We start from the raw sequence: 13,570 nt of genomic DNA, 5'->3' as shown, positions 1-13,570 counted from the left end.
GTGGGCAACCCTCCTACTGAACGGGCCACCCCTGTGCTGGTGGCCTTCCCGCGGACTGGTGGCGCCAGCCCGCGCCCAGTGCGGACAGATCACCCACACATCAAGCAGGAGAGCCGGACAACCCCGCAGATACACCCTTCTCCCCACCGCATATCGAGGGAGAAGGGTGCAGATCAAGGGAGAACCCCGCAAACGCGAGTCGCGGCACCAGCCGAGCACCCCACCTGGCCGAGCAACCCAGCAAACCGATCGGCCCAGCCAACTCATCCCCGGCCAGCCAACTGATCCCGGACCGGCCAGCTCAGGCCGCCCGACTGATCCCGAGCCGGCCAGCTCACCCCGGACCGGCCAGCTCAGGCCGCCCGACTGATCCCGAGCCGGCCAGCTCACCCCGGACCGGCCAGCTCGGGCCGCCCGGCTGATCTCGGGCTGGCTAGCTGATCGGGGTCGACTATGGCTTCAGCGCAGTACGCCGGTGAGGGGGTCGTAGGGAAGCACCAGGGTGCGACTGTCGGACCGGTTTTGCAAGCCGTCGACGGTCGTCGTCAGCACGCCGTACTTGACCCGGTCCGTGGTGGAAATCCGCAGCCAGTCACGGCCGCCGCGCTGCACTGTGACCTCCTCGAGCAGGGTGCCGTCGCGGCCGGCGGCGATCGCATAGGTCTGCCCGTCGGCCGGCGCGATGTCGAGGCCGCCGTCCTCGCGAATGGTGAAGGTGACCACGAGGTTCCCGCGGCCGCCGTTCGCGTCGCCGATGAAGTCGTACACCGGCGCCGGATCCCCGACGTAGTGCTTGAGCCGGCCGAGTCCGGTGACATCCATCCCGTTGTAGAACGTGCGCCCGTTGGCGTCGAGCCAGAAGTGCGGGTTGTGCGTCGGCGCCGAGAAGTCCGCACCTGAGTTGTAGGCGATGTGCCAGTGCGGCGGATTGTCGGCATGCAGCGTGTTGTTGGTTTCGAACCCCATCAGCACGAATCGGTGGCCCTTCGCCGCGGCGCGAGTCACCATGCCCGAGGCGCGCCAGATGAGGTGCGCGGCGATCAGTTGATGGACAACCGACCGCACTTGTCCGGTCGGCCACGGCACGCTGGTCCACGGCCCGGCGGCCCGGTCCGGATCGTTGTGCTCGATCCGGAAGTCCATCCCCGGCGAGACGTCAGGCTGGGACCACATCTGCAGGGTTGGCTGGTTCGCGTCGATCGTCGGCTGGTTGACCGGGAGCGTGAACGCGAGCCCATCACGCAGGTCAAGCCTGGAATCCTGATGAACCACCGCCCGCACCGGCACACCCGGCCACCGGACCTGCACCTCGATCCCCGTGTCGGACCACGGCCCTTGCACGAAGGCGTAGTACTCCGCCCGACTGGCCACCGAGTACCGCTCACCCGGCACGAACTCGTACCCGTCGGGAAGCAGGATCTCCGGCCGGCTCGGCTCACCCGGCCGAGACCGGACCACCCGAAACGCCGCATAGCCCACCTGCTGCGCCGACGCCACACCGGGAACAGCAAGCGCCGCCGCACCGGCAAGAAGCCCTCGGCGAGTAATCGATCCGGACATCGCGCCTGCCTTCATCGAAGGTTCACTGGCGGCCCGATGCTAACGCCCAACGGGTCCGTCGCCGGCCCACCGTCTCGCACCGCCCTGCCGGCGACCCCATGCGAGGGTCAGCCCACGAGAAGGTGGGTCCGCCAATCAGAATCCGGCAGGCAAACCCACAGTCTGGTTGGCTGACCCACCAGAGCGGGGCCAGCCCAACGGCGGTTGCTGAACCCTGCCACACCCAATGCCCATTGGGGCGGGACCAGCTAGGTGATGGCGCGGAGGTAGCGGTTGCCGATGGTTGCCAGGTGCTGGACGAGTTCTGGTGGGCCGTCGACGTGGAAGTCGAGGCCGAGCATGCCGATGTAGACGGCGACGATTTCCAGGGAGTCGGCGCCGGTGACGAGGACGCTGGTGTTGTCGTCGATGGACTCGACCACGCCGACGGCGGCGTGGATCCGGGACAGCACCTCCTCGGCCGAGGCGAAGACCGTGATGCGGGCGTGCACCTTCCACCCGGTCGTGGCGACGTCCCGCAGTACGAAGTCTGTGTAGTCGTCGTCCGGCATCGGACGCGGCCGGTAGCGGCGACCTGTTGCCATCCGCAACGACATCCAGTCCACCCGGTAGGTGCGCCAGGCGTCGGCCTCGTCCCGTGCGACCAGGTACCAGTACCGCTGCCAGCTCACCAGACGGTAGGGCTCGACCAGGATCGGCAGCTCGGAACCAGTCCCCGACCCGGGGCCGCGGATCGGAGCGCCGACGGGCACCGAATAGTCGAAGCGCAGGTAGTGCTCGTCCCGGATACACGCCGCGACCGTGCTCAGCACCGCCGGGTCGATCTCGGGATCCGGCACATTGGAGCCGGTATTGTCCGGCCCCTTCTCCATCGTGCTGTGGATCGCCTTCACCTGCCGCTGGAGCCGATGCGGCAGCACCTGCTCCAGCTTCGTCAACGCCCTCGCACTGCTCTCCGCCATGCCGACCACGCCCGCACCCGTCCGCAGACCGACCGCCACCGCCACGGCCTCCTCGTCGTCCAGGAGCAGCGGCGGCAGCTTCGCCCCAACCCCGAGTTGGTAGTGCCCGGCCGGCCCACGAGTCGCGTCGACCGGGTAGCCGAGCTCGCGCAGCCGGTCGATGTCGTTGCGGATCGTCCGAGTCGTCACCTCGAGCCGCTCAGCCAGCTCAGCACCGGTCCAAGCCGGCCGGGTCTGCAGCAGGGCGAGCAACGACAGCAGCCGGGACGACGTCTCACGCATGCGCACCATCATGCTCTAGTGCGCAGCCCGGAGAGGCGAACGCTTGGAGCGCCGCCTCTTCGGACCGCAAACACCCGTCAGCCGATCAGGTTCTCCTGCGTCTGCGGGTTGAGGTAGGGCAACTTCTTCGCCATCGCGCGCGCCTTGTCCGCGAGCAGCATGACCTCGAAGCCGCGCCCGGTGTCGTTGGTGTAGATGAAGCCGTTGTACCAGTACGACGACCACGTGTTCGCGCCATGCGGATCGTTGTGCCCGACCTCGACCGGGTTGGCCCGGTCGGTGAAGTCGAACACCGTCGTACCGGCCGAATAGGCGGCGGACACGGCGACGTACCGCCCGGCGATCGGGAGCACGTTGAAGTTGTGCATCGTGCAGCGGGCTACGTCACCTTGGACCCGCGGGACCTTGAAGTGGCTCAGTGGCTGCTCGACGGTCGTCCCGTCGAGGTTGTCCAGCGAGGCGACGTCGTAGATCCAGATCGCGCCCAGGGTGCTCGGGTCAGTGGTCCGGCATCGCGGCGACGTTCCACCGCCGGCTTCGTCGCCGAACAGCACCGTCTTGCCGTCCCAGGTGAACGACGAGCTGTGCCAGAACTCCACGCTCGGGTTGTGCACTCGCGCCAGGGTGACCGGGTTCTCGAGATCGCTGAGGTCCCAGATCTGTCCCTCGCTCGCGCACGCCGACGCGGCCCGCTTGATCTCCGTGAACACGGTGATGTCATGACAGCCGCGGAAACCGACCGCGCCGCCGAAGTCCCGCAGCTCGAACATCGGCTCGCTGACCACGGCCGCCGCGGCCGGGTTCGCCAGCGGGACCTCGATGACCGAGATCTTGCTGTGCCCGGTGGGCGCACCCGACGCGTCCAGCCGCGAACACGAGTTGCCGAACGGGGACACCGGCAGCACTCCGGCCGGGTACGACGCGATGTAGAGGTACACGTGACTCGGATCCTCGGCGTCCGGCACGAGGGTGTGGGTGTGCGATCCGCAGTCAGTGGCGACCGCGCCGACGTACACCGGGTTCGACGGGTTGCGGATGTCGAAGATCCTGATCCCCTCGAAGCCCGGCACACCGGCGGCCGTGCGCGGTGACCCGCATTCCGGACCGGTGATCGGGGCATCGATCGACGTGAAGAGGAAGCCGTTCCACACGCTGACGTCGTGCTGGTTGCCCGGGCAGTTGAAGTCACTGAGGACGGCCGGGCTCTCCGGGTCGCTGATGTCGAAGATCCGGAAGCCGGAGTAGTTGCCCGAGATCGCGGTCTTGCCCCAGAACGCGAGATCGGAGTTCCGCCACGTCGTGTCGGCCGGGAATCCCTTGAACGAGGTGGAGAGCAGCTTGACGTTCTGAGTGCTGCTCGTCGGACTCGGTTCGCTGAAACCGCCGTGGTCGTCGTGTGCCGCCGCCGTCGAACCGGCCGCCACGAGCACCATGGCGCCGAGAACCGTCGCAGCCAGGCGCATCGATCGATGCATGACACCCCCCTTTCCCATGGGTGGACAGACTGCTTCTTCCTAACCCCTTGGCACCCCGCAAGCAATGGCTCGGATCAAATGGCTGAATAGGAATCTAATGTTCCTATACGGGTTCTACGGTGAAGCCATGACCACGAACGAGAGCATCCGGCCCTTCACCGTCGACATCGCCCAGGCTGACCTGGACGATCTGCTCGCCCGCCTCGCGCGGACGCGGCTGCCCGAGCCCGTACCCGGCGACGACTGGGACTACGGCACCCCGAACCACTACCTCCGCGAGATGGTCGACCACTGGCAGAACGGGTTCGACTGGCGCAAGCAGGAAGAGCGGATGAACGAGTTCCCGCACTACCTGACCGAGATCGACGGCCAGACCGTCCACTTCATCCACGTTCCGTCGCCGGTCGAGGGCGCGACGCCGCTGCTGCTGACCCACACCTACCCGGGGTCGTTCGTCGACTTCCTCGACATGATCGGCCCGCTGACCGATCCGGTCGCGTACGGCGGCGTCGCCGAGGACGCGTTCTCGGTCGTCGTACCGTCCATCCCCGGCTTCGGCTTCAGCACCCCGCTCGTCGACCGCGGCTGGACCATGGCGCGGGTCGCTCGCACCTTCGACACGTTGATGCGCCGGCTCGGCTATTCGTCGTACGGCGCTCATGGCTCCGACGGCGGCGCGATGGTCGCACGGGAGCTCGGGCTGCTGAACCCTGACGGCTTCCTGGGGCTGCACGTGCAGCAACTGTTCTCGTTCCCGTCGGGCGACCCGGCCGAGTTCGAGAAGTTCACGCCGGCGGACTACGCCGCTCTCGAGCACCTGCAGTGGTTCCAGTCGGTCGGCGGGTACAACGCGATCAACTCGACCCGGCCGCAGACCGTTGCCGTCGGCATCTCCGACTCGCCGGTCGGGCAGCTCGCCTGGAACGAACTGTTCAACAGCTTCGGCAATGGCACCAGCCTGGTCACCCGCGACCAGATCCTGACCGAGGTCTCGCTGTACTGGTTCACCAACACCTCCGCGGCGGCCGGCCGGTACCACTACGAAGAGGCCCACTCCGGCGTCGAGCCCGCCCAGAACCACGCGCCGACCGGCGTCGCCGTGTTCGCCGACGACTTCAAGACGATCCGCCCGCTGGCCGAGCGGGACAACACCAACATCGTCCACTGGTCTACCTTCGAGACCGGCGGCCACTACGCCTCCCTCGAACGCCCCGACGACCTCACCGCCGACCTCCGCAAGTTCTTCGCGAGCCTGCGCTGACCCCTCGCTGACTGAGCCCGGGACCCCTGCGGCCCCGGGCTCAGGCGCGTCTGAACCTGCGGAAGCCCGGAACGCTCACGCGCCCCGGGCTCCCTTCGGGCTCCACCCGTTTGGAGGGACATCCGGGCAGAGCCTCCTCTTACGGGTCGATCACCACCGTGCAGGTGTAGGTGCCCGGCGGCAGGTTCAGCGCCGAGGCCGAGCCATCACCGTTCGCACCCGTGCTACCGCTCGCCACGGTCCCACTGGGCCTGGTGCAAACGATCGTCGACGCCGTACCACCATCGATCTGCGAGTTGACCGAAACGGACAGATCCGTCAACGGCGTGTTGCCGAAGGCCACGGTCTCCCCGGCGTACGGCGTTGCACCGCAGGTCGCGGCGTTGTCGACCACAACGGTCTTCGTCAGCGGACCATCGGCCACGTAACCGGCCGGCAGCGTCTCCGTGACGTTGTAGCTGCCGAACAGCAGGTTGCCGAAGCAGGTCGTCCCGTCGGCACCGGTGGTCTGGGTGACCCCGTTGACGGTGAAGTTGACGCCTGCCTGCGGGTGCGATCCGGAACCCGACGCCGCATGCTTCCTGGTCTTGGTGACCAGGATGGCGCCACGCTGCCGCGGGTTCACAAAGGTCAGCTCCACCGTCTCGTCAGCGACCACCGTCACATGCTGGTCAGCGGCACCGGTGTGTCCCGGTGGGACAACCGTCTCGACGACCCAGTACTCACCCTGGAACACGCTGATGATCGTGCAGACACCGTCGGCATCCGTGGTGCACGACTGCAGCGGATTCGTGATCGTGTCCTCGGCCCCGCGCGTGCCACCGATCGGAGCGTTGTCGTTGTACAGCGCGAACGTGGCACCGGCAAGCGGCGTACCGGCGTCATCGGTCTTGATGATCTTGACCGAGCCACAGTTGGAGATGTTCGTCGGCGTCGGTGCGATGAAGTCCTTCAGCGCCGCGGTGAACGAGTCGGACGACCGGCTCTTCAGGTAGGCACTGCCGAACCCGGCGCAGTTGCTTCCACCGACGAGTGCGTTGAAGTCGACCGTCGCCTCACCGAACGTCCGGGCCGAGACGTTGCCGAGCCCGTCGGAGTCGGCGGACGGGATCGCCGTCGAGTTGATCGAGCCGGTCGCGTCCCCGGAGGTCGTCAGGTTGACCTTGTCGCTCCAGCACGGCAGCGAGTTCGAGGCCTCACACTGCGAAGCCGCACCAGAGGTCACCCAGCGGGACAGGAACAGCACCGGGTTGGTGCCACCTTGCGACAGGTCGTACTGGATCAGTACGTCGCCCGCCGTACGGACCGGGGTCACGCCGTTGGATGTCAGGGTCTCGGACTGGTTGAACTCGAAGTCCATGTTCGTCGTACCCGACGGCTCCTGGACGCGATGCCAGAACATGTGCAGGAACCTGTCGGTACCGGTCGTCTCGAGGTACACGCCGAAGTTCAGCAGGTCGCTCTTGTTCGGCGGGATGCTGCCGTCGACCACCGACGGGATGGCCGTGTCCTCCTTGGTGCCCTGGCCGAACGAATCGTCCGTGGCACCCGTGGGTTTGTCGGCCTGTCGGGTCTCGGCGACGTTCGCCCAGTCGATTGACGGGGCCGGGTCGTCGAGCTTCAGGTTGGCGTTCGTGTCGATCTCGAAGTTGCTGCCGGGCAGACTGACTTCGGGATGCGCGGCGAGTGCCGGAGACGCGACCAGGGCGCTTGCCACCAGCAACAGCCCTGCGGCCGCCGCCAGCGGCCTCCGCGTCGTACGTGATGTGCCGGCACGCGAGCCGGCGCCCAGTGAAGACGTCATTGTCTCCCCCTCCGGAGATCCAGGTCCCGGTCCGTGTTTCGGGCCGGGCGGTCTCCTCACGGCGAGGCGCGCGTGTAAGTCCCTCCGCTACACGGCCCGTGTGTCCTCATCCCCCAGTTAGGCGAGGCGCGCACCGAGCCCCCCAGCCGGCCGCGTCGCCAGAATTCCGGTGCTGACGTTACGCCCGGAACGCCTTATATACAACGGTTTGGTCACGGCTACTGCCCCGGCTCGAACGACCACATCTGGTGGCGTTGGCGCCGTACTGGTCTAGCCGTTTCGCTTGCTCAGGAACGCTGTCAGCGCCTGCTCGTCACAGGTCGGCTTGTCCACCTCGATCGACTCGTCCCCCAACGTCAGCCGAACCGTCCCCGGACCATGCCGCCGGCAAATCCAGTCCCGCAGTACGGCGGCCAACGCGGGCACCATCCCATCGCCCCCACTCAGCGCAACCGCTGTCGCCGGCTCATCCCCGATCCCCGACTGCGTCATGAACTCCTGCTCGGCCAGCTCCTTCCGCAACTGCCGAACAGCCTTCCGCACCCGCTCCCCACCAACGTCCGAGCCAACAACCCGAACCTCAACCCACCGCCCTTCACCCATCCCCCCAGGCTACTCAAAACCCCCTGTGGATAACTCCCACCGCCCCAGACACGCCGCTCCTAAGCTGTTCCCATGAATCCCGAAACGGAGTATTTGCTCCCAAGTGGCGAGCGTGTTTGGGTGCTCACCACCGCGGAGGCGTCAAAGAATCTGTCCAATCTCTTGAACCTTTTCCGCTCCGGTGAGACCGAGCCGCTGATCTTCGGCGATGCCGGTCAGCCCGAGGGCGTCGTCATTCCGTTCGAGGTCTGGCGGGCGCTCGTGGCCTCGGCCACCGACGAGGACGGCTTCGACTCCAGCTACTCGGTCGTCCGCCACCGCCTCGCCAACCCCCAGCCGTCGATCCCCCTCGAACAAGTGGCCGCCGAGCTCGGCTTGGACCTTGACGAAGAGATCGACACCTCCGATCTCGGCAAACCGTTCGACGACCCCGACAAGCGGTGACGCAGTATCGACTGCTCGTCCGCCAGGAGGTCTTGCACCAGCTCGCAGCCCTGAAACAAGCCGCCGCTACTCAACAGCCAGGCGGCCTGCGCGACCGCGAGTACCGCGCCCTCAAGCTGGGCCTCCAGGTTCTGACCAACGGTCAGGAGACGAGCTTCGACGGCAAGAGGCTCGGCAACGGAGCTCACGACCTCAGCGACTGCGCCGAGATCAAGCTGCCAGTCATCCCGGAATCTCGCCGCAACAACGAACTCGGCCCTTCCCACCGCCTCGTCTACCGCGAATTCGAGGCAGCGGACGGCGGTCTGCCCTATCGCGAGATCATCTGCTTCGAACCCCGCAGGGACGACCGTCCCTTCAACGTCGCCGCCGCCCGTCTCGGCCGGGCCCGGGGCGCCAAGATCCGCACCCTCGAGGCAGCGGCCGGCACCTCAGACGTCGGGCCGATACGCCAACCCCTCCCGCCCGAGCTTCGCAGGTCCCTCGCGGCGGCCTCCGGGATTGCTCATGCCTCCGGGGCGACGATTCCGCGGCCGGGTGGTCGGGGAGCCGTGGCGATGGTCCGGCGGGCCGGGAGGTTTGAGGGAACGGGGCTCAGGGACGGCGGGTTCAGTGGGCGAAGGCCCAGCTGATCATCAGGGGGAACTCGGCTTGCCAGAAGGGGTCGCCGTGGTTTCCGGGGCGCTCGGTCAGTACGACGTCCGCGTCTGCGTCTCGGAGCGCGTCTGCCCAGCGGGTCGCGTTCTCGAGGAACCAGGGCTCCTGCGTGCCGGCGACGAGATACGTGCGCGGTAGTGGGCTCGGCATCACAGCAGGCGGGTGATAGCCGCCGCCGGGTGAGGCGGAGAAGACTGCGCCATAGACGTCCGGATGCCGAAGCCCCATGGCGAGCGCGAGCTCTGCACTCGCCGACACGCCGCACACCGCGGTGCGTTCGGCCGGCAACGCGACGTTGAAGCGCGACCGCACCCAGCTGCGAACGTCGTCGACGAAGAAGCTCTCGTGGGCCGCGAACCGTTCCTCGTCGAACGACGGTGAGTACTCACGGATGCGCGCCATCTCATCCTCATCGTCCGTGCGGTACGCACCGACGATCATGGTGGGCGGTACGTCGGCCGCCTCCAGAGACCCGCCCCACTGCGAGATCAGCTGACCGTCACCGGCGAACACGACTGCCTCAGGTGGATCCGGCGGCACGTACACCGTGACCTGTCGGCCGCCGTCGTACTCGAACGTCTCGGTGACGAGCTCTCCCGCTATCCGATCATCCATTGGTCGTCGTACCTCGATCTATCCCGGTCGTCGAAGGCTGCTCGACGTCGAACGTACCGCAGAGGGCGACCGGGCATCAGGCCTGCTCCTCCGGTGGCCGGAGGTCGCGGAACTGGCGCAGGAGCAGCAGGTCGTAGGAGATCTTCAGCGCGCCCCCGACGACGAGCGGCCAGCCGAACGTCGAGCGGCCCAGCATCCAGCCGGCCAGGAGGGGCGGCAGCACGGACGCCAGGCTGCGCGGCACGTTCGTCACGCTCGCTCGGCCGGGCGCTCGGCCGGCGAGACGACGGCCATCACGTACGACGTGCGCACGGGGACGTCCATCTGCGACAGGGCAGCGCGGGCCAGCAGCGCGGCGACCGCGAGCTGCGCGTTCGGCATGAATGCGGCGAGGATCAGGAAGCCGTTCGCCGGGAGGTGGGTGAACACCATCGTCCGCACGAGCCCGATGCGGCGCGCGATTTGTACGGCGACCAGCGACGAGAACGCCGAGAGCAGACCGGCCCAGAAGAACACCGCGCCGCTGACGGCGATCGACAGCTCGAAGCGTCGTTGCAACCACAGCACGACGAGCGCGGTGATGACGAAGCCGCCGGCGAACGAGTCCAGCGTGAAGAGTGCGGCCAGGCGGTACACGATGCCGCGGGACGGGCCCAGCGCGACGGCAGGCGCCTCGGCCCGCGGCTCGATCGCCGGCGACAGCGAGCGGTAGCGCACGAGAACCGTCGCGCCGAGCACGGCGTAGCCGACGAACGTCCAGCGCAGCACGGTCTCGTCGCTGACGTCGACGTGGGCGGCGATCCACTCGGGCACGCCCGCGCACAGCGCGCCGAACGCTGCGACGAGCGAGCCGATCAGCGTGTAGCGGGCGAACAGGGCGGTCCGCTGGGCGTCGGGCGCAGTGCCCGGCAGCAGCGCCTGCTCGGTCGGGAGGAACACGCTGACGTCGCCGCCCGAGGGGTTCAGCGTGCCGACGAAGGCGACCACGAGCAGCACCCAGAACCCGTCCGCCGCGGCGAAGCCGAGCCCGGTCAACAACGACACGAGCTGCAGCAGCCGGCGCCGACCGACTCGATGGCCGCGAAGCCCGACGCCGAGTGTCAGCGCCGCCGAGCCGAGCAGCGTCGCGGCGACAACGACACCGATGCGAGCCTCGGAGAGACCGAGCGCGGCGAGGTACCCGGCGAGCACCACGCTGACGATCCCGTCGCCGAATGCCCGGATCCCTCGCGTCTGCAACAGAACGGCGGCGTCGTGACCGGCACCCGACGGAAGGATTCGCACCGGAGCATCATCCTCTGCGGGCCGGAGCAGTCTGAGCGCCGTGACACCGAGACGCCCCTACGCAAACCTCCCAGCCGCACGGTGATAGCGGTCGCCGACTTCCCTGACGGCCGCGGCGAGCTCGGGCGCATCCAGTACTTCGAAATCCGCGTCAAGCAGCCCCAACCAGAGAGCCAGCTGATGCGGATCGTCTGACCCCACTTCGACGATGCACGTGGTCTCGTCGACCACGTCGGGCTCGATCGGAATCGGCATCCGGTTCTGCACGTACTCGGCCGACGCGAACACCTTCACCCGAGCCCGGTACTGCCACGACGCCTCCCCGACAGAACGCCGTACGAAATCAGTGATGTCCTTCTCCGGCAACTCCTTCGGCGTGAACCGCGGCCCATTGGGCGTCCGCAGCGACATCCGATCCACCCGGAAGGTCCGCCAGTCCTCACGATCGTTGTCCCAAGCAACGAGGTACCAACGCCGCCCCCAAGCCACCAACCGATGCGGCTCCGCCCGCCGCGGGGCACCACTCGACCCGCCGGCGTAGTCGAACCGCAGCCCCTCCCGATCCCGAACCGCTCCCGCGATCGCCGTCAACGCCTCAGCGTCAACCCGCGGCCCCGACCCACCCACCGCCACCGTCGCCGCCGACAGAGCCCGCACCCGATGCCGCAATCGCGACGGCAAAACCTGCTCCAACTTCATCAACGCCCGAACCGACGTCTCCTCGATGCCGGCCAAACCCCCAGCCGCGGCTGTCCGCAGCCCCACCGCGACAGCCACCGCCTCCTCGTCATCCAGCAACAACGGCGGCAACTCCCCACCAGCGCCCAGCCGATACCCACCCGCCACCCCCGGGCGCGCCTCCACCGGATACCCCAGCCCTCGCAGCCGCTCCACATCAGTCCGCAACGTCCGGGTTGAGATCCCCAACCGCTCGGCCAGGTCCGGCCCACTCCAGTCCCGCCGTACCTGCAACAACGACAACAACCGCAACAAACGGGCCGACGTCTCCAACATCCCGCCATCGTCCCACCGATCGCGGAAGACAAGCTTCCGCAATCCGGCGGCGATGACCGTGTGCGCCCACCACACTTCCGAGGCAAGCAGTGTGTCTGCCTACGACATGGAACAGCGTTCGCCCTGCACCTAACTTCCAGCCATGGACCCAAGCAACGATCGCGGGGCGGTGATCGAGACCACCGGACTCAGCAAGAGCTTCCGCGGCTTCACCGCCGTGGACGGGGTCGACCTCGCCGTCGCGGAAGGTGACGTGCATGCTCTCGTCGGACCGAACGGCGCGGGCAAGACGACGCTGTTCAACCTGCTCACCGGCTTCCTCAAGCCGACCGCCGGCCAGATCAGGCTCAGCGGGCGGGACATCACCGGCTCGTCGCCGGAACGGATCGCGCGGCTGGGGGTGGCTCGCTCGTTCCAGATCACCAACCTGTTCGAGCAGCTGACTCTGCAGCAGCACGTAGAGCTGGCTTTGATGGGTACGACGAAGCTCGGCCATCGGTTCTGGGTGTCCGACCGAGTGCTGACCAGGTTCCGGGATCGCGCAGGCGAGCTCCTCGACGAGGTCGGTCTCGCCAGGCAGCGCGACGTACCGGCTGGAACCCTTGCCTACGGGCAGAAACGTGCACTCGAGTTGGCCCTCGCGCTCGCCCTCGATCCAGCGGTGCTGCTGCTCGACGAGCCGACGGCCGGCATGGGGATGGAGGACGTCGAGCGGACGGTCGAGCTCGTCAAACGGATCCGCGCCAACCGCACCGTCGTACTCGTCGAGCACAACATGAGCGTCGTCGCAGGTCTCGCCGATCGGGTCACGGTCCTGCAGTTCGGCCGGATCCTGACCGAGGGCACGTACGACGAAGTCCGCAACGACCCACGTGTGATCGAGGCCTACCTAGGTGGTGAGTCCGCTGCTTAGCGTGCAGGGGATCAATGCGTCGTACGGCGAAGCGCAGGTACTGCGGGACGTATCGCTGGATGTGGCAGCGGGCGAGGTGGTCACCCTGGTCGGCCGCAACGGCGCCGGGAAGACCACTCTGCTCCGCTGCCTGATGGGACTGCACCGGCCGACAGCCGGGACGGTCACCCTCGACGGCACGGACATCACCGGCCTGCCGGCTCACCGCCGTACCCGTCGAGGTCTGGGACTCGTCCCGGACGACCGCGGGATCTTCGCCAGTCTGAGCGTCGAGGAGAACCTCAGGCTGCCACCCGGCGTCAGCGACAGCGCCTGGTCGATGGACCGCGTCTACGAGTCGTTCCCGGTGCTGAAGGAACGCCGCAAGTTCCCTGGTACGAAGCTTTCGGGAGGCGAGCAGCAGATGCTCGCCATCGCGCGCGTCCTGCGGATGGGCGCCCGGCTGCTGCTCTGCGACGAGCCGACCGAAGGTCTGTCGCCGGTGCTCGTGCACCAGATCGGGGACATCCTGCGCGACGTCAAGGCGGCCGGGGTGACGGTGCTGCTCGTCGAGCAGAACGTCCGGTTCGCGTCGACCGTTGCCGACCGCCACTATCTGCTCGCCCAAGGCCGGGTCGCGCAGACGCTGGACAACACCGAGGTCAAGGAACGCGAGCACGAGCTGCTCGAGTATCTCGGCATCTAACGCACCATCGG

The 13,570-nt window shown here is 67.7% G+C and carries 14 protein-coding genes; 5 read left to right on the top strand and 9 right to left on the bottom strand.

What is annotated here, in order from left to right:
• Positions 1–459: 459 nt before the first annotated feature.
• The 3 genes from V9K99_RS42190 to V9K99_RS42180 form a co-directional block, all read right to left on the bottom strand.
• A complete protein-coding gene (locus V9K99_RS42190) occupies positions 460–1,560 on the bottom strand; it encodes a hypothetical protein (protein ID WP_337007804.1) in 1,101 nt (366 codons plus the stop codon).
• 248 nt (positions 1,561–1,808) lie between these two features.
• The gene (locus V9K99_RS42185; RefSeq protein WP_337007803.1) at positions 1,809–2,804 is read right to left on the bottom strand and encodes a helix-turn-helix transcriptional regulator; all 996 of its coding nucleotides are present in this window, start codon (positions 2,802–2,804) and stop codon (positions 1,809–1,811) included.
• 77 nt (positions 2,805–2,881) lie between these two features.
• Positions 2,882–4,279, bottom strand: coding sequence for an LVIVD repeat-containing protein (locus tag V9K99_RS42180; RefSeq protein ID WP_337007802.1), 1,398 nt, complete (start codon positions 4,277–4,279; stop codon positions 2,882–2,884).
• Between the two features lie 127 nt (positions 4,280–4,406).
• Between V9K99_RS42180 and V9K99_RS42175 the strand changes: the two genes are divergently transcribed.
• A complete protein-coding gene (locus V9K99_RS42175) occupies positions 4,407–5,540 on the top strand; it encodes an epoxide hydrolase family protein (RefSeq protein WP_337007801.1) in 1,134 nt (377 codons plus the stop codon).
• A 139-nt stretch (positions 5,541–5,679) separates the two neighbouring features.
• On the opposite strand, the gene V9K99_RS42170 is transcribed toward V9K99_RS42175, so the two are convergent.
• Entirely contained in the window at positions 5,680–7,344 is a 1,665-nt protein-coding gene (locus V9K99_RS42170; protein ID WP_337007800.1) for an MSCRAMM family protein, read from the bottom strand.
• A gap of 270 nt (positions 7,345–7,614) precedes the next feature.
• A complete protein-coding gene (locus V9K99_RS42165; RefSeq protein ID WP_337007799.1) occupies positions 7,615–7,887 on the bottom strand; it encodes an effector-associated constant component EACC1 in 273 nt (90 codons plus the stop codon).
• A 180-nt stretch (positions 7,888–8,067) separates the two neighbouring features.
• On the opposite strand from V9K99_RS42165, the gene V9K99_RS42160 reads away from it, so the two are divergent.
• Complete coding sequence (locus V9K99_RS42160) at positions 8,068–8,391, top strand: hypothetical protein (protein WP_337007798.1); 324 nt, start codon at positions 8,068–8,070, stop codon at positions 8,389–8,391.
• Entirely contained in the window at positions 8,388–9,023 is a 636-nt protein-coding gene (locus V9K99_RS42155) for a hypothetical protein (RefSeq protein ID WP_337007797.1), read from the top strand. Before V9K99_RS42160 ends, V9K99_RS42155 begins: the two co-directional genes overlap by 4 nt.
• Here V9K99_RS42155 and V9K99_RS42150 read toward each other — a convergent pair.
• The 4 genes from V9K99_RS42150 to V9K99_RS42135 form a co-directional block, all read right to left on the bottom strand.
• Positions 9,001–9,663, bottom strand: coding sequence for an alpha/beta hydrolase (locus tag V9K99_RS42150; protein ID WP_337007796.1), 663 nt, complete (start codon positions 9,661–9,663; stop codon positions 9,001–9,003). The genes V9K99_RS42155 and V9K99_RS42150 overlap by 23 nt on opposite strands.
• 76 nt (positions 9,664–9,739) lie before the next feature.
• Positions 9,740–9,916 carry a hypothetical protein gene (locus tag V9K99_RS42145; protein ID WP_337007795.1) on the bottom strand — a complete coding sequence of 59 codons (177 nt, stop codon included), beginning with the start codon at positions 9,914–9,916 and terminating at the stop codon, positions 9,740–9,742.
• Positions 9,913–10,947: an MFS transporter gene (locus tag V9K99_RS42140; RefSeq protein WP_337007794.1), complete on the bottom strand. Its 1,035-nt coding sequence runs from the start codon at positions 10,945–10,947 to the stop codon at positions 9,913–9,915. The genes V9K99_RS42145 and V9K99_RS42140 overlap by 4 nt, the downstream gene beginning before the upstream one ends.
• 57 nt (positions 10,948–11,004) lie before the next feature.
• Entirely contained in the window at positions 11,005–11,961 is a 957-nt protein-coding gene (locus V9K99_RS42135; RefSeq protein WP_337007793.1) for a helix-turn-helix transcriptional regulator, read from the bottom strand.
• A gap of 142 nt (positions 11,962–12,103) precedes the next feature.
• Here V9K99_RS42135 and V9K99_RS42130 point away from each other — a divergent pair, with 142 nt between their 5' ends.
• Together V9K99_RS42130 and V9K99_RS42125 are read left to right on the top strand one after the other, a co-directional pair.
• Complete coding sequence (locus tag V9K99_RS42130) at positions 12,104–12,874, top strand: ABC transporter ATP-binding protein (RefSeq protein WP_337007792.1); 771 nt, start codon at positions 12,104–12,106, stop codon at positions 12,872–12,874.
• Entirely contained in the window at positions 12,858–13,559 is a 702-nt protein-coding gene (locus tag V9K99_RS42125; RefSeq protein ID WP_337324288.1) for an ABC transporter ATP-binding protein, read from the top strand. Before V9K99_RS42130 ends, V9K99_RS42125 begins: the two co-directional genes overlap by 17 nt.
• The last annotated feature ends 11 nt before the right edge of the window (positions 13,560–13,570 follow it).

Source organism: Kribbella sp. CCNWLW201, from assembly GCF_037203805.1.
GTDB lineage: Bacteria > Actinomycetota > Actinomycetes > Propionibacteriales > Kribbellaceae > Kribbella.
This window is presented reverse-complemented; position numbering and strand designations above follow the sequence as displayed.